This is a genomic window from Phytobacter diazotrophicus (assembly GCF_052061655.1).
GTDB lineage: Bacteria > Pseudomonadota > Gammaproteobacteria > Enterobacterales > Enterobacteriaceae > Phytobacter > Phytobacter diazotrophicus.
In genome coordinates this window covers 3,707,062-3,732,765 of sequence record NZ_CM125428.1, presented here as the reverse complement: position 1 = coordinate 3,732,765, position 25,704 = coordinate 3,707,062, and the positions used below count along the sequence as shown (strand labels likewise).

Here is a 25,704-nt window from a genome sequence, read left to right as displayed (position 1 = left end):
GAATACCCCATATATATCGTCACATCCGGCACAGCACTTTAGAATCACCCCTTAATGGGCGGCTGAAAATGACGACATCCATAGACTACAGACGTTGCTTAAACTGGTAGTATCGACCCTGTTTTGCCATTAACGCTGCGTGATTACCTTGCTCAATTATTTGTCCGTTGTCCATCACAATTATCTGATCAAAGCGACTCAGTCCACGCAGGCGATGTGTCACCATAAGCACGGTTTTTTTCTGCATCACTTCTTCAAGTAACTCAAGGATTTGGCTCTCCGTGGCAGCATCAAGCCCCTCGGTCGGCTCATCCAGCAGGACCAGCGGCGCATCGTGCAATAACGCTCGTGCGATAGCCAGACGGCGAAGCTCACCGCCGGACAGTTGACGACCGCCTTCACCCAGCCAGGCATTCAGGCCGCTGTCATCGAGTAATTTCTCAAGACCCGTGCGGGTAAGTACATCAGCCAGCGCCTCATCAGTTGCCTGCGGTGCGGCTAACAGCAGGTTATCGCGCAGCGTTGCGCTGAACAGATGCACACGTTGCGGTACCATACTGATACTCGCACGTAGCGCCGTTTCCCCGTATTGAGTCAGTGGCACTCCGTTGAGTAATACTTCTCCGTGCTGCGGGTCCCAGGCACGTGTTAATAGCTGTAGCAGCGTTGATTTACCACACCCTGTACGCCCCAGCACAGCAACATGTTCGCCAGCGGCAATAGACAGGCTAATGCCATCCAGCGCCTTTTGCGGTTGCTCAGGATAGCTAAATGAGATGTCCTGCAGGTTGACATTGACCGCAGTGGGGGCCATCGCTGAGGTTTGCGGGAACTGCACTTCCGGCGGACAGTCGGTAATTTGCGTAATCCGTATCGCCGAGGCGATAACTTGTCCAAGGTGTTGGAATGCACCGGTAACCGGGGCCAGCGCTTCAAAAGCCGCTAAAGCACAGAACACGAAAAGGGCAATAAGCGCACCTGGCTGCGTGTTATCGCCCACGCCGCCTGCGGCGAACCACAGCATAGTCAGCACTGCAATCGCGCCAATCAGTAACATCACTGCCTGGGACGCGGCGGTCAGATCGGACTGGCGACGCTGGGCGTCATGCCAGCTTAGTTCCGTATTTTCCATCTGTTCGCGGTAGCGCTGGCTGGCGCCGAAAATCGTGAGTTCCGCCTGGCCCTGTAGCCAGGTGGTTAACTGCTGACGGTATTGTCCGCGAAGCTGCGTCAGATTTTCGCCGGTGGGTTTCCCGGCACGATAAAAGAGCGGCGGCAGGATAATCAGCGTAGCCAGCATAATTCCACCCAGCATCAGCGCCAGTGGAACATCCAGTACGCTTAGCCCGACGGTGACCACAACAATCACCACAAGAGCGCCAACAAGAGGTGAAATCACGCGTAGATACAAGTGGTCAAGCGTGTCGACATCCGCAACCACGCGATTGAGTAACTCTCCCTGGCGAAAACGTGACAGGCCGGCAGGAGAGAGCGGCAGCAGTTTGCTGAATGTGGTGACGCGCAGATGTTGCAGCACGCGGAAGGTTGCATCGTGGCTGACCAGCCGTTCAAAATAGCGCCCGGCGGTACGGGTAATCGCGGCACCGCGAACCCCTGCAGCCGGGAGCATGTAATTAAAGCTGTAGAGTCCGGCGGCGCCGACCACCGCGGATGCCGATAAAAACCATCCGGACAATGTCAGCAGGCCGATACTGGCCAGTAGTGTGACAATCGCGAGGATCACACCCAGCAACAGCAGCCAGAAGTGGCGTTTATACAGAGCGAGATAGGGCAGAAGTGCGCGCATTTAAATCTCCTCCTGGCGATGGGCGAGGAGCGCGGCAAAGGCTCCCTGCGCTGTGGAGAGTTCCGCGAAAGCCCCCTGTTCGATGATTTTTCCGTCATCCATGACCCATATGGCGCTCCAGTCGGCCAGCCCTTCTAACTGATGTGTCACCATCAGCGTTGTCTGGTTCAGTGAGGCATCATTAAGCGCTTGCATCACGCGCTGTTCACTGTGCGCGTCAAGGCTGGCGGCGGGTTCATCGAGCAGCAATAGCTGGCATCGGTTAAGCAGGGCGCGGGCAACCGCAACGCGCTGAGCCTGGCCTACGGAAAGACGCGTTCCCTGATCGCCACAAGCTGTTTCCAGCCCTTGTGGTAAGAGCGGTAAAAATTCGCTCACCCAGGCTTTATCCAGCACGGACTGCAATTCAGCGGCGCTGGCATCCGGGCGAGACAGGAGGATATTTTCCCGTAATGTGGTGGCCGGAAGCTGCGGGTTTTGCCCGACCCAACTGATAAGCTGACGCCAGCTCTCCGGGGCCAGGTCTCGTAACTCAATGCCATTTATCCGCAGGGAGCCCTCATACGGCAGGAACCCGGAAAGGGCATTCATCAGCGAACTCTTACCGGAGCCGCTTTTCCCCACCAGCACCACGCGCTGACCGGCTGGCAGCGTAAAGTTCAGTGGCCCGGCAAGGACGCTGCCTTCTGGCGATTTGAGAACCAGATCTTCCGCTGTGATGCTCACCGCCTCATCCGCTTTCAGCGTGATATCGCCACGCTGCGGATGGGCAAGTGGCGCTTCCATAAAGGTTTTCAGGCTGTCGGCGGCACCAATAGCCTGGGCTTTCGCGTGATAGAACGTCCCCAGATCGCGCAGCGGCTGGAAGAACTCCGGAGCCAGAATCAGGGCCAGGAAACCGGCAAACAGCGTTACGCCCGTGCCGTAATGGCCAAAATTGAGTTCGCCCAGGTAAGAGAAGCCAAAATAGACGGCCACCAGAGCGATGGACAACGAGGTGAAAAACTCCAGCACGCCGGAGGAGAGAAACGCCATACGCAGGACTTCCATCGTACGGCTGCGAAAATCCTCTGAGGCCTGACGAATATTTTCTGTCTCCGCTGCGCCACGATCGAAGATACGCAGCGTCTCCATGCCGCGTAAGCGGTCAAGGAAATGGCCGCTCAGGCGCGCCAGTGCTTTGAAGTTGCGTCGGTTCGCATCGGCTGCGCCCATCCCCACCATCGCCATAAAGATCGGAATGAGCGGCGCGGTTGCCAGCAGAATCAAGGCTGCGGCCCAGTTAATTGGAAAGAGGGTAATGACAATCAGCAACGGTACACTGGCTGCCAGTGCCATCTGAGGCAGATAACGTGCATAAAAATCATGCATATCGTCGATTTGCTCGAGGATAAGCGTAGCCCAACTGCCTGCGGGCTTACCCTGAATCCACGCTGGACCAGCTTGCTGTAACCTGTCGAGCACCTGACGGCGTATTTCGAAACGGATGTGGACGCCGGCATGAAAACCGACGCGCTCACGCAACCAGACGACCCAACTGCGCAAAACAAAAATCAGCACCAACAAGGCAAAAGGCAGCAGCAATGCTTCGCGCGGGATATTTTCCATAATCATATGATTCAGGATTTTGGCGAGTATCCAGGCCTGAGCAACGATAAGAACGCCACTCACCACGCCCAGCAGGCGAGACATCATAAGCCAGCGACGAGAAATGACACTTTGCTGTTTTAACCAGCGGGTTAACTCTTGTTGACGGGTTTTATTCATTGCGCGCTTTGCAGGTGAAGTTATCGGAATTTTTGAGCTTCGCAATGTTACATCGGCGCAAAAATAAAGGCGACTTATAGTCGCCTTATTTACCTTTGTTACTGAGTTGTAACGTTTATTTACTTTGTGCTAACCCATCAAGATAACGTTCTGCATCCAGTGCCGCCATACAGCCGGTACCGGCCGAGGTGATCGCCTGACGATAGATATGATCCATCACATCACCCGCAGCGAAAACGCCTGGAATACTGGTCTGGGTGGCATTGCCATGAATACCTGACTGTACTTTGATGTAGCCATTTTCCAGTTCAAGTTGACCATCAAAAATGGCGGTGTTCGGGCTGTGTCCAATAGCGACAAACAGGCCGGCGACATCCAGTGATTCAATATTATCCGCATTTTCGGTATCGCGAATGCGCAGACCGCTAACGCCCATCTGATCGCCCGTCACCTCTTCCAGGGTGCGGTTGGTGTGCAGCACGATATTGCCACTGGCCACTTTATCCATCAGACGTTTAATCAGGATTTTCTCCGCGCGGAAAGAATCACGACGGTGAATCAGGTGTACCTCAGAGGCGATGTTTGCCAGGTACAGCGCTTCTTCAACGGCAGTATTACCCCCACCGATGACCGCGACTTTCTGATTGCGATAGAAGAAACCATCGCAGGTGGCGCAGGCAGAAACACCGCGGCCTTTAAATGCTTCCTCAGATGGCAGACCCAAATAACGCGCGGAGGCGCCGGTGGCGATAATCAACGCATCACAGGTATATTCGCCGCTATCACCGATAAGACGGAACGGACGGTTTTGCAGATCAACCTTATTGATATGATCGAACAAAATTTCGGTATCAAATTTTGCGGCATGCTCATGCATGCGCTCCATCAGGAGCGGCCCGGTCAGATCGTGCGGGTCGCCTGGCCAGTTTTCCACCTCAGTGGTCGTGGTGAGCTGACCGCCTTTCTCCATACCGGTAATTAACACCGGTTCCAGGTTTGCACGTGCAGCATAGACTGCAGCGGTGTATCCCGCAGGCCCTGAACCAAGGATAAGCAGCTTACTGTGTTTGGCCGTACCCATGAGATCCTCATTATTGTTTGGCAGACATTGGGCTGGATTGTAGGGAATTTGCAGGCGTAAAAAAAGGGCACAGCGGTTTTGTTAACGATATGTGTAATAGATGGCACTAATCATTTAACGCTGAGTGAGATCCTAAATATAACTATTTCTACTGAAAAACGGGCCGTTATAAGGTGATTAAATGAGTATTGCCTAAGGGTGATGATGAATATCTGGCATGTTGTACTAAAAAAAGATGTTTTGCTTTGACAATCCCCTGCGCATTTGCGAAAACATCAAAGGAAGAAAAAAAGCAGTGTTTCGCGCGTGATGCAAATTCATGCATGTAAATACCATTTTTACCGGGCTAGCGAAATCTACGCATGGCGTGGACAGACGCCATTCGTGATGTCGATAGCTGCCGTATGGCAACGGACTTCTTAATGCAGACCCTGGGATTACATGCGGCGTTATCGTTATTAACCCGCACGTAAAGCGACGGGCAAAGACCCTGAACAGTGAAGTGCACAGGGTCAAGACAGGAGTAGGGAAGGAATACAGAGAGACAATAATAATGGTAGATAGCAAGAAGCGCCCTGGCAAAGATCTCGACCGCATTGATCGTAATATTCTGAACGAATTGCAAAAAGATGGGCGTATTTCCAACGTCGAGCTTTCTAAACGAGTGGGACTTTCTCCTACGCCGTGCCTTGAGCGCGTGCGCAGGCTGGAAAGACAGGGCTTCATTCAGGGCTATACAGCGCTGCTGAACCCGCATTATCTGGATGCATCACTTCTGGTATTTGTTGAGATTACTCTGAATCGTGGCGCCCCGGATGTGTTTGAGCAATTTAACGCCGCAGTACAAAAACTTGAAGAAATTCAAGAGTGTCATTTGGTGTCCGGTGATTTCGACTACCTGTTGAAAACACGTGTGCCGGATATGTCTGCTTATCGCAAACTGCTAGGGGAAACCCTGCTGCGACTGCCGGGCGTGAATGACACCCGTACTTATGTGGTGATGGAAGAAGTCAAACAGAGCAACCGTCTGGTTATCAAGACGCGCTAATACGGAACAGGTGCAAAATCAGCTTTTTTTGATTACACTCCTGTTAATCCATACAGCAACAGTGCCGGGGTGACCCGGCGCTGTTGTCCGTTTTAGCTGGAGAGCCTTACTTGAGCCAGGAATACACAGAAGACAAAGAAGTCACACTAACCAAGCTAAGCAGCGGGCGTCGACTCCTTGAGGCGTTGCTGATCCTTGTTTCTCTGTTTGCCGTCTGGTTAATGGCGGCCCTCATTAGTTTTAATCCTTCCGATCCCAGTTGGTCGCAAACCGCGTGGCATGAACCCATACATAATCTGGGTGGCGCGCCGGGAGCGTGGCTTGCGGATACATTATTCTTCATTTTCGGTGTAATGGCTTACACCCTGCCGGTGATTATCATCGGTGGTTGCTGGTTTGCTTATCGACATCGTGCCAATGAAGACTTTATCGATTATTTCGCCGTTTCATTACGTCTTATTGGTGCGCTGGCGCTGATCCTGACCTCTTGCGGTCTGGCGGCTATCAACGCTGACGATATCTGGTATTTCGCCTCTGGCGGCGTCATCGGTAGTTTGCTGAGCACAACGTTGCAACCGCTGCTGCATAGTAGCGGGGGCACCATCGCCTTATTGTGTGTATGGGCAGCCGGGCTCACGCTGTTTACTGGCTGGTCCTGGGTGACCATTGCTGAAAAACTCGGTGGCATTATCCTCGGTATTCTCACCTTCGCCAGTAATCGCACGCGCCGTGACGATACCTGGGTTGATGAAGAGGAATACGAGGAAGAAGAGGAGTACGACGACGAGCCCGCAGCCCCGCGCGAATCGCGTCGTGCCCGTATTCTGCGTGGAGCACTGGCGCGCCGTAAACGCGTCGCGGAGAAATTCGCCAATCCTCTTGGCCGTAAAACCGACGCAGCATTGTTCTCCGGAAAACGGATGGATGATGATGAAGAGGAGATCGCCTACAGTGCCCGCGGTGTCGCAGCAGATGCTGATGATGTCCTGTTTTCTGGTCATAGAGCCACACAGCCGGATATCGACGCTTACGATCCGCTGTTAAGCGGGCAACGCGCAACCGAACCTGTTTCAGCCGCCGCTGCAGCCATGACAGCGGCACAGGCGTATGCTGCGCCAGCCAGCCCGGTGGTCCAGCCTCCGGTGGAAACGCCGCCGTGGCAGCCAGTTTCTGGCGACTATGCGGCGCAATATGAGCCAGAGCCCGAGCAGGTTCCGCTTTCGCATTACGCCGCGCCTGCACAGAATAATGAGTGGCAGCCGGAAGCGCCGCCAGTCGCACCACAGCCGCAAGCATATCAGGCGTGGCAAGAGCCTCAATACGAAGAGCCCGCGCCAGCGCCAGAGATTGAGCCGGAAGCGGTAGAAGAGGTGAAGCAGACGCGCCCGCCACTTTACTATTTTGAAGAGGTTGAAGCCCAGCGAGCACGTGAGCGTGAACAGCTCGCCGCCTGGTATCAGCCCATCCCGGAGCCGGTACAAGAATCGACGCGTCCGGTCGCGCCAGCAATGCCTTCTGTTCCTGCTGCGCCGACAACGCCTGTTGAACCCAGCGTTGTGCCGACAGTCGCGCCTGTTGCAGGTGCGAAAGATGTCGCTTCGACAGCGGCAGTGGCTACTGCACCGGTGTTTAGTCTTGCCGATGGCGGTGCTGCTCGTCCGCAGGTGAAAGAGGGCATTGGACCACAACTGCCGCGCCCGAACCGTGTCCGCGTGCCTACCCGGCGTGAGCTGGCTTCCTATGGCATCAAACTGCCATCGCAGCGGATGGCAGAAGAGCGCGCACGTGAAGCCGGGCGCCAACAAAATGGTGCGCTGGATGATGATGATGCCGACATGCTGCAACAACATGAGTTGGCGCAACAGTTCGCGACGAGTCAGCAGAACCGCTATGGCGAGGAGTATCAGCACGATACGACAGCCCCCATTCTTGATGACGATGAGGCCGAAGAGGCTGAACTGGCGCGTCAGTTTGCCGCCACCCAGCAGCAGCGCTATTCCGGTGAGCAGCCGACAGGGGCTCATGCCTTTTCAGCTGATGATTTTGCATTCTCGCCGTTTAAAGCGCTGGTAGATGATGGCCCTGGTGAGCCATTGTTTACGCCTGGCGTGATGCCAGAAGCTGAACAGCCAACGCAGCAGCCTGCTGTAAATTATACTGCTCAGCCTTCCGCGCCTGTCCATGCGCAACCTGCAGCGACCAGACCACAAGCACCTGCACCTCAGGAAAGCCTGATTCATCCGCTGTTGATGCGTAACGGTGACAGCCGCCCGTTGCCAAAACCGACGACACTACTGCCTTCGCTGGATTTGCTGACGCCACCGCCGGCTGAGATTGAGCCGGTTGATACTTTCGCGCTGGAGCAAATGGCTCGTCTGGTGGAAGCGCGCCTGGCCGATTTCCGTATTAAAGCTGACGTGGTGAACTATTCTCCGGGTCCGGTGATTACACGTTTTGAACTGAACCTGGCGCCGGGCGTGAAAGCGGCACGAATTTCTAACCTGTCGCGTGACCTGGCGCGTTCCTTGTCGACCGCAGCGGTTCGTGTTGTAGAAGTGATTCCAGGTAAACCTTACGTTGGTCTGGAGTTACCGAATAAAAAGCGTCAGACCGTTTATCTGCGCGAAGTGCTGGACTGCGCGAAATTCCGCGAAAGCCCATCGCCTTTGACCGTCGTGTTAGGCAATGATATCGGTGGCGAGCCGGTGATTGCTGATTTGGCCAAAATGCCCCACCTGTTAGTCGCGGGGACCACGGGTTCAGGTAAATCCGTTGGGGTTAATGCCATGATCCTCAGCATGCTCTACAAAGCGCAGCCGGAAGACGTGAAATTCATCATGATCGACCCGAAAATGCTGGAGCTTTCCGTGTACGAAGGTATCCCGCATTTGCTGACAGAAGTGGTCACCGACATGAAAGACGCTGCCAACGCATTGCGCTGGAGCGTTAATGAGATGGAACGTCGGTACAAACTGATGTCGGCGCTTGGCGTACGTAATCTCGCGGGGTATAACGAAAAAATCGCCGAAGCGGCGAAAATGGGGCGCCCAATTCCGGATCCATACTGGAAACCGTGTGACAGCATGGCGATTGAGCATCCGGTGCTGGAAAAACTGCCGTACATCGTCGTGCTGGTCGACGAATTTGCTGACCTGATGATGACCGTAGGTAAAAAGGTGGAAGAGTTGATTGCCCGCCTGGCGCAGAAAGCGCGTGCTGCGGGTATTCACCTGGTGCTGGCGACGCAGCGTCCTTCTGTTGACGTTATCACCGGTCTGATTAAAGCCAACATCCCGACCCGTATCGCTTTTACCGTGTCGAGCAAAATCGACTCCCGTACCATCCTTGACCAGGGCGGTGCAGAATCGCTGCTAGGGATGGGGGATATGCTTTACTCAGGGCCAAACTCGACCATGCCGGTACGTGTCCATGGTGCGTTTGTGCGTGACCAGGAAGTGCATGCCGTGGTGCAGGACTGGAAAGCGCGCGGTCGTCCGCAATACGTTGACGGTATTACCTCCGATAGCGAAAGCGAAGGGGGCGGCGGCGGTGGTTTTGACGGCGGTGAAGAGCTGGATCCGTTATTCGACCAGGCGGTTAATTTCGTCACCGAAAAACGCAAGGCTTCCATCTCTGGCGTACAGCGTCAGTTCCGTATCGGTTATAACCGCGCGGCGCGTATCATTGAGCAAATGGAAGCGCAGGGCATCGTCAGCGAGCAGGGGCATAATGGTAACCGTGAGGTGTTAGCGCCTCCGCCGTTCGAGTGATTGCAAAGATCGGTAAAGCCGTAAAAATTCAGTCTTTTCTTCTGTCACTTGTGGCAATGAGCTTTTAGAGTGACAGAAGTGTTCTCCCGTACCGGGAGCGACGTTTTTGAGGAAAAACAATGAAAAAAATCGCGATAACCTGTGCGTTACTTGGCAGCTTTATGGTGAGCAGCGTGTGGGCGGATGCTTCCAGCGATCTGAAAAGCCGTCTCGACAAAGTGAGCAGTTTCCATGCAAGCTTTACCCAAAAAGTGACGGACGGAAGCGGTGCGGCGGTACAGGAAGGTCAGGGCGATTTATGGGTCAAGCGTCCAAATCTGTTCAACTGGCACATGACGCAACCCGATGAGAGTGTCCTTGTTTCCGATGGGAAAACATTGTGGTTCTACAACCCGTTTGTTGAGCAGGCTACGGCAACCTGGCTGAAGGATGCTACCAGCAACACACCGTTTATGCTGATTGCGCGTAACCAGAGTAGTGACTGGCAGCAGTACAATATTCAGCAGAACGGCGATGATTTTGTCCTGACACCAAAAAGCAGCAATGGCAACCTCAAGCAGTTCACGATCAACGTTGGCAGTGATGGCACCATTCACCAGTTCAGCGCGATTGAGCAGGATGACCAGAAAAGTAACTACCAGCTAAAAGCCCAGCAAAATGGCACGGTAGATGCTGCTAAGTTTACCTTTACTCCGCCAAAAGGTGTAACGGTCGACGATCAACGTAAGTAAGAGGCATGCGTGAGCAATCTGTCGCTCGATTTTTCCGACAATGCGTTTCAACCTCTGGCCGCGCGTATGCGGCCAGAAAATTTGGCGCAATATATAGGTCAGCAACATCTGCTGGCTCCGGGTAAACCCCTGCCTCGGGCGATTGAAGCCGGTCATCTGCATTCGATGATTTTGTGGGGACCGCCCGGAACGGGAAAAACGACGCTGGCAGAGGTGATTGCCCGCTATGCCAGTGCCGATGTTGAACGCATTTCTGCGGTCACGTCGGGTGTGAAAGAGATTCGTGAAGCTATTGAGCGAGCCCGGCAAAATCGCAATGCGGGGCGTCGCACGATCCTGTTTGTTGATGAAGTCCATCGCTTTAACAAAAGCCAGCAGGATGCCTTTTTACCCCATATTGAAGACGGTACGATCACCTTTATTGGTGCTACCACCGAAAATCCCTCATTCGAACTCAATTCCGCTTTGCTCTCTCGTGCGCGCGTCTATCTGCTGAAATCTTTGACAACAGCGGATATTGAACAGGTATTAACGCAAGCGATGGAAGATAAGGCGCGGGGCTATGGCGGTCAGGATATTTCTCTGCCGGATGAGACCCGTAGCGCGATTGCTGAGCTGGTCAACGGCGATGCGCGCCGGGCGCTCAATACGCTGGAAATGATGGCCGACATGGCTGAGATGGATGACTCCGGTAAGCGCGTCCTGCAGCCCTCGCTTCTGACGGAGATTGCCGGTGAGCGTAGTGCGCGTTTTGATAACAAGGGCGACCGTTTCTACGATTTGATCTCAGCGCTGCATAAGTCTGTGCGCGGTAGTGCGCCAGATGCGGCGTTGTACTGGTATGCACGTATTATCAGCGCCGGGGGCGATCCATTATACGTGGCGCGCCGCTGTCTGGCGATTGCGTCTGAGGATGTTGGTAACGCCGATCCGCGCGCGATGCAGGTGGCTATTTCGGCCTGGGATTGTTTCACCCGCGTTGGGCCTGCGGAGGGTGAGCGGGCTATTGCGCAGGCGATTGTTTATCTGGCCTGTGCCCCGAAAAGTAATGCGGTTTATACCGCCTTCAAAGCCGCACTGGCGGATGCGCGCGAACGTCCGGATTACGACGTTCCCGCCCATTTACGTAATGCGCCAACCAGACTGATGAAAGAGATGGGTTATGGTCAGGAGTATCGCTATGCTCATGACGAACCCAATGCCTATGCGGCTGGCGAGTCTTATTTCCCCGAAGAGTTAGCACAAACACGCTATTATCATCCGACAAACAGAGGCCTTGAAGGCAAGATTGGCGAAAAGCTCGCCTGGCTCGCTGAACAGGATCATAAAAGCCCCACAAAACGCTATCGCTGAGAGTGGCGTTGCGGTAATGTTGTCGGTGTATCTCTGTGGCCGCAGGCTGCGGTCACTTTCTCATTTTTTCAATTCGATAAGCACAGGATAAGCATGCTCGATCCCAATCTGCTGCGTACCGAGCCAGACGCAGTCGCAGAAAAACTGGCACGCCGGGGCTTTAAGCTGGATGTAGATAAATTGCGCGCTCTTGAAGAACGTCGCAAAGTTTTGCAGGTAAACACCGAAAACCTGCAGGCAGAGCGTAACTCGCGATCGAAATCCATCGGCCAGGCGAAAGCGCGCGGGGAAGACATTGAGCCATTACGCCTGGAAGTGAACAAACTGGGTGAACAACTGGACGCGGCGAAAGCCGAGCTGGAAACGCTGCTGGCGGAAATCCGTGATATCGCGCTGGCAATCCCCAACATTCCGGATGACAGCGTTCCGGTTGGTAAAGATGAAAACGACAACGTTGAAGTGAAACGCTGGGGTACGCCGCGTCAGTTCGACTTTGAAATTCGTGACCATGTCTCGCTCGGCGAAATGCACGCGGGGCTGGATTTTGCTGCAGCGGTTAAACTGACCGGCTCCCGTTTTGTGGTAATGAAAGGTCAAATCGCTCACCTGCATCGTGCACTGGCGCAGTTTATGCTCGACCTGCATACCGAGCAGCACGGCTATAGCGAGACCTATGTTCCGTATCTGGTTAACCAGGATACGCTCTACGGTACGGGGCAATTGCCGAAGTTCGCGGGCGATCTGTTCCACACGCGTCCGCTGGAGGAAGAAGCTGACAGCAGTAACTATGCGCTGATTCCGACCGCAGAAGTGCCGCTGACTAACCTTGTCCGCGATGAAATCATCGACGAAGACGACTTGCCGATTAAGCTGACGGCGCATTCACCATGCTTCCGTTCAGAAGCCGGTTCTTATGGTCGTGATACGCGCGGTCTGATCCGTATGCACCAGTTCGACAAAGTCGAGATGGTACAGATTGTTCGTCCGGAAGACTCTATGGCAGCACTCGAAGAGATGACCGGTCACGCGGAAAAGGTGCTGGAGCTGCTCGGCCTGCCGTACCGTCGTGTTGCACTCTGCACGGGTGACATGGGTTTTGGTGCCTGCAAAACATTCGACCTGGAAGTGTGGGTACCGGCGCAAAATACCTATCGCGAAATCTCCTCCTGCTCCAACGTCTGGGACTTCCAGGCGCGCCGTATGCAGGCTCGTTGCCGTAGCAAATCCGATAAAAAAACACGCCTGGTACATACCCTGAACGGGTCCGGTCTGGCGGTCGGTCGTACGCTGGTCGCGGTGCTGGAAAACTATCAGCAAGCCGACGGTCGGATTGAGATACCGGCAGTCCTGCGTCCTTATATGCGTGGGCTCGAGTATATCGGTTAAGCCTCTTATTTCTTATAAAAAGCGCCTGAGGGCGCTTTTTTTATCCCTGCTTGATTTTCGACAATAAGCTTAACAAGAATAGGGTTAATACTCGTTTTGCAGGTCAGAATAAAACACTAAAAAAATGGAATTTCGTAATATAAGAAATTATATAACGATTCTATATTCTTAATTCTGTGAGCAAAGTGAGTACATATGAAAATTAAGACCCCCGATACACTACTCGGTGTGGAGGTGAGTCGACGTGGGCTGATGAGAACAACCGCTATTGGCGGGCTCGCGGCGGCAGGAAGTGCCTTCACTTTACCTTTTTCCCGACTCGTCAGCGCCGCTGATGCCATTTCTCCACCTTCCACCAGTGAAAAAGTTGTCTGGAGTGCCTGTACGGTCAATTGCGGTAGCCGATGTCCGCTGCGCATGCATGTCGTCGATGGCGAAATTAAATACGTCGAAACTGACAATACAGGCGATGATAACTACGATGGATTGCATCAGGTTCGCGCCTGCCTTCGTGGCCGCTCAATGCGCCGTCGTGTCTACAATCCCGATCGTCTGAAATATCCGATGAAGCGCGTTGGCAAACGCGGCGAAGGTAAATTCGAGCGAATCAGTTGGGAGGAAGCTTACGACACGATCGCTCAGAATATGATGCGTCTTATTAAAGACTACGGTAACGAATCCATCTATCTGAATTATGGTACCGGTACGCTGGGCGGTACAATGACGCGTTCGTGGCCACCGGGAAAAACGCTGGTGGCACGCCTGATGAACTGTTGTGGCGGTTACCTTAACCATTATGGCGACTACTCCTCAGCACAAATCGCTGCGGGGCTTAATTACACTTACGGTGGCTGGGCGGCGGGTAACAGTCCGTCAGATATCGAAAACAGTAAGCTGGTCGTGCTATTTGGTAACAACCCAGGCGAAACGCGTATGAGCGGTGGCGGGGTGACCTATTATCTTGAACAGGCGAGGGCAAAATCGAATGCCCGAATGATCATCGTCGATCCGCGTTATACCGATACTGGCGCGGGACGTGAAGATGAGTGGATCCCCATTCGTCCAGGTACAGACGCCGCACTGGTAAACGGCATTGCATGGGTGCTGATTACGGAAAACCTTGTTGATCAGCCATTCCTCGATAAGTACTGCGTTGGTTACGACGAAAAAACATTGCCCGCCAGTGCACCTGCCAATGGTCATTACAAAGCCTATATTCTTGGGCAGGGGAAAGACGGTGTGGCCAAAACGCCTGAGTGGGCGTCGACAATTACCGGTGTTCCTGCCGAGCGTATTGTTAAGCTGGCACGAGAAATCGGTAGCACCAAACCCGCGTTTATCAGCCAGGGATGGGGGCCACAGCGCCATGCCAACGGTGAGATTGCGACCCGTGCGATTTCAATGCTGGCTATCCTTACGGGCAATGTCGGGATCCACGGCGGCAACACAGGGGCTCGCGAGGGGTCATACGATCTGCCGTTCGAACGAATGCCGACACTGGAGAACCCGGTAAAAACCAGCATTTCTATGTTCTTGTGGACGGATGCCATTGAGCGAGGCCCAGAGATGACGGCGCTGCGCGATGGTGTACGTGGTAAAGATAAGCTGGATGTGCCTATTAAGATGATCTGGAACTATGCTGGCAACTGCCTCATCAACCAGCATTCAGATATCAACCGTACGCATAACATCCTGCAGGATGATAAAAAATGCGAGCTGATTGTGGTGATTGATTGCCATATGACGTCATCAGCAAAATATGCCGATATTTTGCTGCCAGATTGCACGGCGTCTGAGCAGATGGACTTCGCGCTGGATGCCTCCTGCGGCAATATGTCTTACGTCATTTTTAATGATCAGGTCATTAAGCCGCGTTTCGACTGTAAAACCATCTACGACATGATGTCCGGGCTGGCAAAACGTCTTGGCGTTGAGCAGCAGTTTACCGAAGGTCGCACCCAGGAAGAGTGGATGCGTCATTTGTACACCCTTTCACGTAAAGCGATCCCGGATTTGCCGGATTTTGACACCTTCCGTCAGCAGGGGATGTTCAAACAGCGCGATCCTGATGGGCACTACGTCGCCTATAAAGAGTTCCGCGACGATCCACAGGCCAACCCGCTGACCACACCGTCAGGTAAGATCGAGATCTATTCGGAAGCGCTGGCAACGATCGCGTCGACCTGGGAATTGTCGGAAGGCGATGTTATCGATCCCCTGCCGATTTATACCCCAGGGTTCGAGAATTACAACGATCCGCTGAACAAAACATTCCCCTTGCAGCTTACCGGTTTCCACTATAAGTCCCGTACGCACTCAACCTATGGCAACGTTGATGTATTGAAAGCGGCCTGTCGGCAGGAGATGTGGATCAACCCGATTGATGCGCGCAAACGTGGGATAATCAACGGTGATCGAGTACGTATTTTTAACGATCGTGGCGAAGTTCATATTGAAGCAAAGGTGACGCCGCGCATGATGCCGGGCGTAGTTGCTCTGAGCGAAGGTGCCTGGTATGCGCCGGATGCGAAAGGTATAGACCAGGCAGGTTGCATCAATGTCCTGACGACTCAGCGTCCCTCACCGTTGGCGAAGGGTAACCCATCGCACACTAACCTTGTTCAGGTCGAGAAGGCGTAAGGAGTAAAAGATGGCTACGCAATATGGATTTTATATCGACTCCGCACGCTGCACCGGCTGTAAAACCTGTGAGCTGGCGTGTAAGGATTACAAGAACTTAACCCCGGATGTCAGCTTCCGCCGCATTTACGAATACGCAGGGGGAGACTGGCAGGAAGATAACGGCGTCTGGCACCAGAACGTTTTCGCCTATTACCTCTCCATCGCCTGTAATCACTGCGAGGATCCGGCCTGTACCAAAGTCTGCCCCAGCGGGGCGATGCACAAACGCGAAGATGGCTTTGTGGTGGTGGACGAAGATATCTGCATCGGCTGTCGTTACTGCCATATGGCCTGCCCGTACGGTGCGCCGCAGTTCAACGCTGAAAAAGGCCATATGACCAAATGCGACGGCTGCTACAGTCGTGTTGCCGAGGGGCATAAGCCGATTTGCGTGGAATCCTGCCCGCTGCGTGCGCTGGACTTCGGCCCCATTGACGAGTTGCGTAAAAAATACGGTGAGCTGGCGGCTGTCGCCCCGCTCCCGGCGTCGCACTTCACGAAGCCGTGCATCGTGATTAAACCTAACGCCAACAGCCGCCCGACAGGGGATACCACCGGCTATCTGGCAAACCCGCTGGAGGTGTGAGATGGGTAACGGATGGCATGAATGGCCGCTGATGATCTTCACTGTCTTTGGCCAGTGTGTGGTGGGTGGCTTCATTGTACTGGCTGTGGCGCTCCTGAAAGGTGATGCTCACGCCGGGACGCAGCAACGTATTATCCGCGTGATGTTCGGTCTGTGGGTGCTGATGGGGATTGGCTTTATCGCATCAATGCTGCATCTCGGTACGCCAATGCGGGCGCTGAACTCCCTTAACCGGGTCGGCTCCTCAGCATTAAGCAATGAAATTGCCTCAGGATCGTTGTTTTTTGCTGTTGGTGGTATCGGTTGGCTGCTGGCGATGGCGGGAAAACTGTCGCAGAGGGGGAGCCAGTGGTGGCTCATTGTGACGGCAGTGCTGGGCGTGGTGTTTGTCTGGATGATGGTGCGCGTATACAACACCATTGATACGGTACCGACCTGGTACACGCTCTGGACGCCGCTCAGTTTCTTCCTGACGCTGTTCATTGGCGGCCCGCTACTCGGCTATTTGTTGCTGCGCATAGTGGGCGTTGAAGGCTGGGCAATGCGACTGCTGCCAGTGATTACTATGCTTGCACTGGTTGCCAGTATGATTGTCGTGCTGATGCAGGGAAGTGAACTTGCGTCTATCCATAGCTCCGTCCAGCAGGCGTCTGCGTTGGTACCGGATTACGGCGCATTAATGGCATGGCGCGTCGTTGCACTGGTCCTGGCTGTAGTATGCTGGGTGGCGCCACAACTGAAAGGCCACTACCCGGCGGTCCCGTTACTGAGCCTGGCATTTGTCCTGGTGCTGGTGGGGGAAATGATTGGTCGTGGTGTATTTTACGGTCTGCATATGACCGTGGGTATGGCGGTGGCAGGGTAACGTTGTAACAGCCGGGGCGGAAGTCCCGGCTTTTCAGGGCTGTTCTCACAATAAATTATCATGAATTTTTTCAACTGAACCCTGTCGATGTCATTCTGATATAAGCCAGTCTAATCAATCACGTAATGAAACTTTTAACCCTATGGAAACTTCGCTGGATTAGTTTTATATATCGTCCTGCCGTAAAACGTACCGATGGATAAAAGTGGTAGATTGACAATGTTTTTGCCAGTGGCATGATGCGCACGAATCTTGAACTTCCTCACGGTTTTTACCCATGCCCACTTATACTCGCCCAGTGCTTTTGTTGCTCTGTGGCTTGCTGCTGTTGACGCTGGCGATTGCAGTGCTGAACACGCTCGTCCCGCTTTGGCTCGCCCATGAAAACATGCCTACGTGGCAGGTTGGAATGGTCGGCTCATCCTATTTTACCGGCAACTTATTGGGGACACTGCTGACCGGGCGTGTGATCCAGCGACTTGGCTTTAACCGCAGTTATTACATTGCATCCATCATCTTTGCGGTTGGTTGTGCAGGGCTGGGGCTGAATGTGGGTTTCTGGAGCTGGCTTAGCTGGCGTTTCGTCGCGGGTATCGGTTGCGCAATGATTTGGGTTGTGGTGGAAAGCGCATTGATGTGCAGCGGAACATCCCGTAATCGCGGGCGCTTACTGGCGGCCTATATGATGGTCTATTACGTGGGCACGGTGCTGGGGCAGTTGATGGTGAGCAAACTGTCCACTGAACTGATGCATGTGCTGCCCTGGGCGGTGGGGTTAATACTGGCGGGGATTTTACCGTTACTCTTCACACGCATTATGGAGCAGCGCGATGAATCTCACGGTACTACGGCAATCTGGCCTATGCTTCGCCTGCGTCAGGCGCGGCTTGGCGTTAATGGCTGCATTATTTCCGGGATCATTCTGGGCTCCTTGTATGGGTTGATGCCGCTTTATCTGAACCATAAGGGCATCAGTGATGCGGGTATTGGGTTCTGGATGGCGTTAATGGTGAGCTCCGGTATCATTGGGCAATGGCCAATTGGTCGCCTGGCAGATCGTTTTGGACGACTGCTGGTGCTGCGTGTTCAGGTCTTTGTTGTGATCCTTGGCTGTTTCGCAATGCTTAGCAACGCGGCTATGGCCCCGGCGTTGTTTGTATTGGGCACTGCCGGTTTTACGCTCTATCCGGTGGCGATGGCGTGGGCCTGCGAAAAAGTCGAATATCATCAATTGGTGGCGATGAACCAGGCTTTGCTGCTTAGCTATACCGTAGGCAGCCTCTCCGGACCAACGTTGACCGCGATGCTGATGCAGAGCTATTCCGACAGTCTGCTGTTTATCATGATTGCCAGCGTGTCCTTTATCTATCTGCTAATGCTGATGCGTAAAGCTGGTCAGCATCCAACGCCAGTGGCGCATGCCTGATTTTAAGCCTGCATATGCAGGCTTTTTCTCTTTGCAGACGAAAATCCTCCATTATGGGAGTTCTCCCTATTGTGACCCGTCGAATATCTCAGATATTCTGCGCCTGGATTCATTTTAAGAAGGCCTCCATCATGATGTCTTTACGTCGTTCCAATACTGCCGCATTGGCTGTTTTTCTCGCGTGTTCCCTTATATCAATACCTGCTATGGCTAATCCTGGTAATGGGAATGGTAATGGCGGAGGGCAGGGCAACAGCAGCAATCATGGCAATTCCGGTTCTCATGGCGATAACGGAAATCATTCGGCAAATAATCAACACAAATCCGCTAAACAAAAAGACGGTAATGATGTTTCGGTGAATGTCAGCTACGACCGTGCGCGTACGCTGGCTGTGAATTATGGCTTGACGGGCTATGACTCTTTGCCGCCGGGAATCGCAAAAAACGTTGCGCGCGGTAAAGCACTACCGCCAGGTATTGCGAAGAAAACGGTGCCTGCGTCTATGCTGGGGCAGTTACCATCCTATCCGGGATATGAATGGAGAATTGTAGGCGACGACTTAGTTTTGGTGGCGCTGAGTACTGCCGTTGTGACGGCAATTATTAATGGTGTATTCAAATAAAATAATAACGCCCGGGAAACCGGGCGTTTTAATTAATACATCACTTTGTGACCATACTGTTCCAGGATGCCTTTCACGCGCTCCATGGTCTCTTTCTTCGGCGGATGAACGCCATCAAGTTTATACTCTTCACCCATCGCCACCCATTTGTGTTTACCCAGCTCATGGTAAGGCAGCAGTTCGATTTTCTCGACATTGCCCATATCGCGGGTAAATTCACCGAGGCGATGCGCGGAGTCGTCATCGTCAGACCAGCCCGGTACAACAACATAGCGGATCCAGACCTTAATATTTTTATTCGCCAGATATTTCGCGAACTCCAGCGTACGGTGATTAGAAACGCCCACCAGATCCTGATGAATTTCATCATTCATCTGTTTGAGATCGAGCATCACCAGATCAGTCACTTCCAGCAGCTCATCAATCACCGGATCGTAACGGCGAACAAAGCCATTAGTATCAAGACAGGTATGAATGCCCTCTTTTTTGCAGGCACGGAACCAGTCGCGGACAAACTCCGCCTGCAAAATGGCTTCCCCTCCGGAGGCAGTCACGCCGCCGCCGGACGCATTCATAAAGTGACGATAGGTCACCACGTCTTTCATCAGATCTTCTACCGTGATTTCTTTGCCGCCATGGGTGTCCCAGGTATCGCGGTTATGGCAATACAGGCAACGCATCAGGCAGCCCTGGAAGAAGGTAATAAAGCGGATACCTGGGCCATCAACGGTGCCACAGGATTCAAAGGAGTGGATGCGACCAATAACTGACATTGCGGTGTTTTCTCCAGATGTGGCCCATCCGGGGCCTGTATTGATGCACAGCTCACCGGCTGTGTTTAAGTCTATTTTGGCTGATATCCATCGTCTTGGCATAGATATCTGGCAAAGCAGACTGGAGAGGGGTGTTAAAAAGGCCCCACTTGTGTGGAGCCTTTATTGTACGCTTTTTAAATCGCGATTTCAGTCAATACCCGTCGTCTTTAAGGCTGCATCTTTGTTGGCTTCATTTACTCACCCGAATCACTTACGTGAGTAAGCTCATCGGGATTCGCGCTTGCCGCCTTGATGCAACCCGAATTCCATCGGGTTACACCAATTACATGGTCTGAGTGAAAGTACGGGTAATAACGTCCTGCTGCTGTTCTTTAGTCAGGGAGTTAAAACGTACTGCGTAGCCAGATACGCGGATGGTCAGTTGCGGATATTTTTCCGGATGTTCCATCGCATCGAGCAGCATTTCGCGGTTCATTACGTTCACGTTCAGGTGCTGACCACCTTCGATGGACGCTTCATGGTGGAAGTAACCATCCATCAGACCTGCCAGGTTAGTCTTACGAACTTCATCGTCTTTACCCAGTGCGTTCGGAACGATAGAGAAGGTGTAAGAGATACCATCTTTAGCGTAGGCAAACGGCAGTTTAGCAACGGAAGTCAGAGAAGCAACAGCACCTTTCTGGTCACGACCGTGCATTGGGTTAGCACCTGGTCCGAACGGCGCACCTGCGCGACGACCGTCTGGGGTGTTACCGGTTTTCTTACCATACACAACGTTAGAGGTGATGGTCAGAACAGACTGTGTCGGGATGGCGTTACGGTAAGTAGTCAGTTTCTGAATTTTCTTCATGAAACGTTCTACCAGGTCAACAGCCAGGTCATCTACACGTGCATCGTTGTTACCAAACTGCGGGTATTCGCCTTCGATTTCGAAGTCAACAGCCAGACCGTCTTCGTCACGAATCGGTTTAACTTTCGCATATTTGATAGCAGACAGGGAGTCAGCCGCAACGGACAGACCTGCGATACCACACGCCATGGTACGAATAACGTCACGGTCATGCAGCGCCATCAGAGAGGCTTCGTAGCTGTATTTGTCGTGCATATAGTGGATGACGTTCAGCGCGGTAACATACTGTTTAGCCAGCCAGTCCATGAAGTGATCCATGCGATCCATCACTTCGGTGAAGTTCAGTACATCGCCTTTGATCGGCTCAGATTTCGGACCAACCTGCATTTTCAGTTTTTCATCAACGCCGCCGTTGATAGCATACAGCATGGTTTTCGCGAGGTTAGCACGAGCACCGAAGAACTGCATTTGTTTACCAACGACCATCGGGCTTACGCAGCAAGCGATAGCATAGTCATCATTGTTGAAGTCAGGACGCATCAGATCATCGTTCTCATACTGCAGAGAAGAGGTATCGATGGAGACTTTCGCAGCAAATTTCTTGAAGTTCAGTGGCAGTTTTTCAGACCACAGAATGGTGATGTTCGGCTCCGGAGACGGCCCCATGGTGTACAGGGTGTTCAGGAAACGGAAGCTGTTTTTGGTAACCAGAGTACGGCCATCAACGCCCATACCACCGATAGATTCAGTTGCCCAAATCGGGTCGCCGGAGAACAGTTCATCATACTCAGGGGTACGCAGGAAGCGGACCATACGCAGTTTCATGACCAGGTGGTCAACCATTTCCTGCGCTTCTTGTTCGGTGATTTTGCCTGCTTTCAGGTCGCGTTCGATGAACACGTCCAGGAAGGTAGCGGTACGACCGAAGGACATTGCTGCGCCGTTCTGGGATTTAACAGCAGCCAGGTAGCCGAAGTAAGTCCACTGGATAGCTTCCTGAGCGGTAGTAGCCGGACCAGAGATATCGCAACCGTATTTAGCGGCCATCTCTTTGATCTGACCCAGAGCACGGTGCTGTTCAGCGATTTCTTCACGCAGACGGATAGTCGCTTCCAGGTTTACGCCGTTTTCCATGTCAGACTGCAGAGACAGGAACTGAGCGTATTTGTCTTTCATCAGGAAGTCGATACCGTACAGCGCAACGCGACGGTAGTCACCGATGATACGGCCACGGCCATAGGCATCCGGCAGACCGGTCAGCACGCCAGATTTACGGCAGTTCAGGATGTCTTTGGTGTAAACGTCAAAAACGCCCTGGTTATGAGTTTTGCGGTATTCAGTGAAGATTTTTTTCAGGGCCGGGTCCAGCTCGCGGTTGTACGCTTTGCAGGAACCTTCAACCATTTTGATACCACCGAACGGGATAATCGCACGTTTCAGCGGTGCTTCAGTCTGCAGACCAACGATTTTCTCAAGCGCTTTGTTGATGTAGCCAGCGTCGTGAGAGGTGATGGTAGAAGCAACAGAGGTGTCGAAGTCAACAGGCGCGTGGGTGCGGTTTTCCTGTTTAACGCCTTCCATTACTTTGTCCCACAGCGTGGTGGTCGCATCAGTTGCGCCAGCCAGGAAGGACTCGTCACCCTCGTAAGGGGTATAGTTTTTCTGGATAAAGTCGCGTACGTTGACTTCTTTCTGCCAGTCACCTTTCGCAAAACCTTCCCAGGCTGTGGCTAACTTTTCATTAAGCTCGGACATGTAACACCTACCTTCTTAAGTGGATTTTTTATTTACTGCCTGAAACAACCATCAATCAATGATGATCATCGCCACGCAGGTAAATGACCCAGTATGTCAACCCAACTAACAATCCTCCACCAATGATATTCCCAATTGTTACCGGAATCAGATTATCGGTGATGAAATTTGCAATAGTCAGGTGAGAAAAACTTTCCGGGCTGGAGCCGATAGCGGTCCAGAACTCCGGGCTCGCAAAGTGACGGATTACGATACCCATCGGAATCATAAACATGTTTGCGATACTGTGCTCAAAACCGCTGGCAACAAACATGGCCACCGGCAGCACCATAATCAACGCTTTATCGGTCAGACTGCGACCTGAGTAGCTCATCCATACGGCCAGGCAGACCATCAGGTTCGCCAGAATACCCAGTGCGACAGCTTCAATAAAGGTATGGTGCAGTTTGTGGTCGGCTGTTTGCAGGACATTCAGGCCCCAGCCACCATTTGCTACCATATACTCCCCGGATAACCACATCAGCAGCACGAACAACAATGCGCCAATCAGGTTACCGATATAGACGTTTACCCAGTTACGAGCCAGTTGGCCCCAGGTGATACGCCCACTGGCTTTCGCCACCACGATCAACACCGTTGATGTGAAAAGGTCTGCGCCGCAGATGACGCAAAGAATTAACCCTAATGAGAAGCATATCCCACCAACCAGTTTAGCCATGCCGTACGGCATTGATGCTGTCCCTGTGGTGGCAGTAATATAAAAAACAAACGCGATGGAGATAAAGACACCTGCTGTAATCGCCAAAAAGAACGTTGTCAGCGGTTTCTTAGTTGCTTTGTAGACACCTGCTTCTTCGGCAACTTTGGCCATCGCAGCTGGAAGTATTAGATCAAAAGGGTTGTCAGCTTTCACACTAACTCTCTCTTTATTTAAGTCGGCGACGAGATACTAACAAAGCATTATAGAAGAGAATTTGATATGGATCATATCTCGCCTGGCTTATAGGACTGCAAAGTGCATGGTTTTTCAGCAAATGCAGAGTAACGTGTTGATTATCAAAATAAAAATAAAGTTTAAAATTTGCAATTACAGTTGAATTTTTTTATGCGGCCTCCCAAACAACAGTTAATTAAAATGGGGTAATTGCCATAAAGAGTAACAATAATCCTTGGGTTTATATAATCATATTCACCCATGGTTAACTTAATTATTACAATTGGCACTCATTGCCGAAATATAAATAAAAAGGGGCAATGAAATTGCCCCGTAATATAACGTAGACCTGTGATTAAGCCTACAGATTGTCGTGTTACTTGTCGTTAATTCGACCAAAAGGCACGTTTGGCCCGTTGTAATTTTTCGTAAGCCGCTAACAAACCCTGATGCGCCGGAAATGCCGTCAGCGAACCATCCGCTGCCTGCAGACCATAGAAAGCCGCTTCTCCGCTTAGCGCCGCGCTGGCCGCTTCAACTGCATCCGCACCGTACATGCGCACAAAAGCGTTCAGATATTGCAGTGGCTGACGCTCTTCTTCCTGAGACAGTTGCAGCAGCGTTTGCAAGCAGCGGTAATAATTGATGCGCTCAGCGCTGAAGACCGAACCGTTGAATTCAATTGTCCACTCCGTCCAGGAGAGCGCCTGATCAAGGTCGCCACCCGCCAGCGCGAGCATCGCTTTCAGTTCGCCAATACGCAGCGTAAACCAGCCATTGTCTTTACCGGTCGCTACACCCAGCAGTTCACGCACGCGGGTGAAATCGTCATGACCTTCTTCATCAAGCTGATCGATAAGATTCAGGTAATCTTCTTTCTCCCACTCGCTACCTGGCAGAGAGAGGATTGTTTCACGCAGATGGCTGCCCATGCTGTTGTTTGCCAGCCAGAGATCTTCCGCCGGATAAATATCTGACATGCCCGGCACCAGGATGCGGCAGGCGTAAACGCCCAGATGCTCGTAGTCGGCGATGTACACTTCTTTATCTTCTGCATTGAAGATGGCCATCAGGGTGGCAAACTCTTCTTCGGTTGTTCCGGCAAAGCTCCAGTCAGCAAACGGGTAGTCTGCATCCTGTTTGAACAGATCCCAGGAGATCGAACCGCTGGAGTCGATAAAGTGCGTTTCGAGGTTGGTATGCTCTGCGACTTCTTCATCATCAAACGTCGGCGGGGTAAAGACATCCAGATCTTTCAGGCTACGGCCCTGCAGCAGTTCGGTCACGGTACGTTCGAGTGCCACGCCAAAGTCCGGGTGTGCGCCGAATGAGGCAAAGCAGGTGCCGTTAGCCGGGTTAAACAGAACAACGCAGATCACCGGATATTGACCGCCCAGCGAGCCATCATAGGCAAAAATCGGGAAACCTTCGGCTTCCAGTTTCTCAATAGATGCCACAACGCCAGGATAGCGTGCAAGGACCTCAGCAGGAATTTCAGGCAGGCTGATACGTTCGCTGATGATACGGTTTTTAATATGACGTTCGAAAACCTCAGACAAACCCTGGACGCGAGCTTCATTACGGGTATTGCCTGCTGACATGCCATTGGAGACATACAGGTTACCGACGATATTCATCGGAATATAGACGGTTTGTTCATCTGACTGGCGGGTAAAGGGCAGGGCGCAAATTCCGCGTTCTTCATTGCCGGACTGCAGATCGATCAGCATGCCTGCCGTCAGTTCGTTTTCCGGATCGTAAAATGCGCGCAGACGCGGATCGAGAATGCCTTCCGGCAGTGTGTCGTCTTCGGTCAGCGGGAACCATTTCTCATTTGGATAATGGACGAATGGACCATTAGCCACTTCATCACCCAGCCAGAAATCGGCAAAGAAATAGTTAGTGGACAGACGCTCAAAATATTCACCCAGCGCAGATGCCAGTGCCGCCTTTTTGGTTGCGCCTTTACCGTTAGTAAAGCACAGCGCGCAGTCTTTATCGCGAATGTGCACGGACCAGACGTTCGGTACCGGGTTTAGCCAGGAAGCTTCTTCAATATTGAAGCCGAGGTCGAGCAGTTTTTGCTGGAAGCGAGCGATGGAATCTTCCAGTGCGGCGTCTTTGCCGGGGATATAGGTTTGCGTCATAGCAGTCACTTTTTTGTACGTAAAGCGGGCAATCATACGGGTTTTACGTGACTGACGCTATCTTCGGGGCCCGGTCTGCGAAAATAAAACTTTTGACTATCATTAATGAACCTAACT

General features: G+C 52.6%; 17 protein-coding genes. 10 read left to right on the top strand and 7 right to left on the bottom strand.

The features are described 5' to 3' along the window. Window positions 1-85 precede the first annotated feature (85 nt). From cydC to trxB, 3 genes are all read right to left on the bottom strand, one after another. Complete coding sequence (gene cydC / locus ACS0RQ_RS18225) at window positions 86-1,807, bottom strand: heme ABC transporter ATP-binding protein/permease CydC (RefSeq protein ID WP_071196082.1); 1,722 nt, start codon at window positions 1,805-1,807, stop codon at window positions 86-88. Further along, window positions 1,808-3,574 (bottom strand): heme ABC transporter permease/ATP-binding protein CydD, encoded by a 1,767-nt coding sequence (cydD, locus tag ACS0RQ_RS18220; RefSeq protein ID WP_071196083.1) that lies wholly within the window; start codon window positions 3,572-3,574, stop codon window positions 1,808-1,810. It abuts the gene before it with no gap. Window positions 3,575-3,689: 115 nt separating this feature from the next. Next, window positions 3,690-4,655: a thioredoxin-disulfide reductase gene (trxB, locus tag ACS0RQ_RS18215; RefSeq protein WP_039078531.1), complete on the bottom strand. Its 966-nt coding sequence runs from the start codon at window positions 4,653-4,655 to the stop codon at window positions 3,690-3,692. A gap of 553 nt (window positions 4,656-5,208) precedes the next feature. Between trxB and lrp the strand changes: the two genes are divergently transcribed. The 10 genes from lrp (at window position 5,209) to ACS0RQ_RS18165 (ending at window position 19,125) form a co-directional block, all read left to right on the top strand. Further along, window positions 5,209-5,703, top strand: coding sequence for a leucine-responsive transcriptional regulator Lrp (gene lrp, locus ACS0RQ_RS18210; RefSeq protein ID WP_000228469.1), 495 nt, complete (start codon window positions 5,209-5,211; stop codon window positions 5,701-5,703). A gap of 110 nt (window positions 5,704-5,813) precedes the next feature. Then, entirely contained in the window at window positions 5,814-9,473 is a 3,660-nt protein-coding gene (locus tag ACS0RQ_RS18205) for a DNA translocase FtsK 4TM domain-containing protein (protein ID WP_271849778.1), read from the top strand. 119 nt (window positions 9,474-9,592) lie between these two features. After that, entirely contained in the window at window positions 9,593-10,204 is a 612-nt protein-coding gene (gene lolA / locus ACS0RQ_RS18200; protein ID WP_271849777.1) for an outer membrane lipoprotein periplasmic chaperone LolA, read from the top strand. Between the two features lie 9 nt (window positions 10,205-10,213). Then, entirely contained in the window at window positions 10,214-11,557 is a 1,344-nt protein-coding gene (gene rarA / locus ACS0RQ_RS18195; RefSeq protein WP_271849776.1) for a replication-associated recombination protein RarA, read from the top strand. A gap of 93 nt (window positions 11,558-11,650) precedes the next feature. Continuing rightward, window positions 11,651-12,943 carry a serine--tRNA ligase gene (gene serS / locus ACS0RQ_RS18190; protein ID WP_271849775.1) on the top strand — a complete coding sequence of 431 codons (1,293 nt, stop codon included), beginning with the start codon at window positions 11,651-11,653 and terminating at the stop codon, window positions 12,941-12,943. Between the two features lie 195 nt (window positions 12,944-13,138). Continuing rightward, window positions 13,139-15,583, top strand: a complete 2,445-nt coding sequence (gene dmsA / locus ACS0RQ_RS18185; protein WP_271849774.1) for a dimethylsulfoxide reductase subunit A — start codon at window positions 13,139-13,141, stop codon at window positions 15,581-15,583. A 10-nt stretch (window positions 15,584-15,593) separates the two neighbouring features. Beyond that, on the top strand, window positions 15,594-16,211 hold the full coding sequence (locus tag ACS0RQ_RS18180; RefSeq protein WP_334632922.1) for a DMSO/selenate family reductase complex B subunit: 618 nt from the start codon (window positions 15,594-15,596) through the stop codon (window positions 16,209-16,211). A 1-nt stretch (window position 16,212) separates the two neighbouring features. Next, on the top strand, window positions 16,213-17,076 hold the full coding sequence (locus ACS0RQ_RS18175; protein ID WP_271850946.1) for a dimethyl sulfoxide reductase anchor subunit family protein: 864 nt from the start codon (window positions 16,213-16,215) through the stop codon (window positions 17,074-17,076). Between the two features lie 277 nt (window positions 17,077-17,353). Further along, window positions 17,354-18,502, top strand: a complete 1,149-nt coding sequence (locus ACS0RQ_RS18170) for an MFS transporter (RefSeq protein WP_039078539.1) — start codon at window positions 17,354-17,356, stop codon at window positions 18,500-18,502. A gap of 134 nt (window positions 18,503-18,636) precedes the next feature. Next, entirely contained in the window at window positions 18,637-19,125 is a 489-nt protein-coding gene (locus ACS0RQ_RS18165; RefSeq protein ID WP_271850948.1) for an anti-virulence regulator CigR family protein, read from the top strand. A gap of 32 nt (window positions 19,126-19,157) precedes the next feature. On the opposite strand, the gene pflA is transcribed toward ACS0RQ_RS18165, so the two are convergent. The 4 genes from pflA to ycaO all read right to left on the bottom strand — a co-directional run bounded on the left by pflA (window position 19,158) and on the right by ycaO (window position 25,587). Further along, a complete protein-coding gene (pflA, locus tag ACS0RQ_RS18160; protein ID WP_039078540.1) occupies window positions 19,158-19,898 on the bottom strand; it encodes a pyruvate formate lyase 1-activating protein in 741 nt (246 codons plus the stop codon). Between the two features lie 325 nt (window positions 19,899-20,223). Beyond that, window positions 20,224-22,506: a formate C-acetyltransferase gene (gene pflB / locus ACS0RQ_RS18155; protein ID WP_271850945.1), complete on the bottom strand. Its 2,283-nt coding sequence runs from the start codon at window positions 22,504-22,506 to the stop codon at window positions 20,224-20,226. 55 nt (window positions 22,507-22,561) lie between these two features. Further along, a complete protein-coding gene (gene focA, locus ACS0RQ_RS18150; protein WP_271850944.1) occupies window positions 22,562-23,419 on the bottom strand; it encodes a formate transporter FocA in 858 nt (285 codons plus the stop codon). A 407-nt stretch (window positions 23,420-23,826) separates the two neighbouring features. Next, window positions 23,827-25,587, bottom strand: coding sequence for a 30S ribosomal protein S12 methylthiotransferase accessory factor YcaO (ycaO, locus tag ACS0RQ_RS18145; protein ID WP_271850943.1), 1,761 nt, complete (start codon window positions 25,585-25,587; stop codon window positions 23,827-23,829). Between the last annotated feature and the right edge of the window lie 117 nt (window positions 25,588-25,704).

Bases quoted from the DNA above. Each gene is read 5' to 3' on its own strand.
- ACS0RQ_RS18175 (WP_271850946.1), top strand. From the start codon at position 16,213: ATGGGTAACGGATGGCATGAATGGCCGCTGATGATCTTCACTGTCTTT.
- dmsA (WP_271849774.1), top strand. From the start codon at position 13,139: ATGAAAATTAAGACCCCCGATACACTACTCGGTGTGGAGGTGAGTCGA.
- ACS0RQ_RS18180 (WP_334632922.1), top strand. From the start codon at position 15,594: ATGGCTACGCAATATGGATTTTATATCGACTCCGCACGCTGCACCGGC.
- pflA (WP_039078540.1), bottom strand. From the start codon at position 19,898: ATGTCAGTTATTGGTCGCATCCACTCCTTTGAATCCTGTGGCACCGTT.
- ACS0RQ_RS18170 (WP_039078539.1), top strand. From the start codon at position 17,354: ATGCCCACTTATACTCGCCCAGTGCTTTTGTTGCTCTGTGGCTTGCTG.
- ACS0RQ_RS18165 (WP_271850948.1), top strand. From the start codon at position 18,637: ATGTCTTTACGTCGTTCCAATACTGCCGCATTGGCTGTTTTTCTCGCG.
- cydC (WP_071196082.1), bottom strand. From the start codon at position 1,807: ATGCGCGCACTTCTGCCCTATCTCGCTCTGTATAAACGCCACTTCTGG.
- trxB (WP_039078531.1), bottom strand. From the start codon at position 4,655: ATGGGTACGGCCAAACACAGTAAGCTGCTTATCCTTGGTTCAGGGCCT.
- lrp (WP_000228469.1), top strand. From the start codon at position 5,209: ATGGTAGATAGCAAGAAGCGCCCTGGCAAAGATCTCGACCGCATTGAT.
- cydD (WP_071196083.1), bottom strand. From the start codon at position 3,574: ATGAATAAAACCCGTCAACAAGAGTTAACCCGCTGGTTAAAACAGCAA.
- ycaO (WP_271850943.1), bottom strand. From the start codon at position 25,587: ATGACGCAAACCTATATCCCCGGCAAAGACGCCGCACTGGAAGATTCC.
- pflB (WP_271850945.1), bottom strand. From the start codon at position 22,506: ATGTCCGAGCTTAATGAAAAGTTAGCCACAGCCTGGGAAGGTTTTGCG.
- lolA (WP_271849777.1), top strand. From the start codon at position 9,593: ATGAAAAAAATCGCGATAACCTGTGCGTTACTTGGCAGCTTTATGGTG.
- serS (WP_271849775.1), top strand. From the start codon at position 11,651: ATGCTCGATCCCAATCTGCTGCGTACCGAGCCAGACGCAGTCGCAGAA.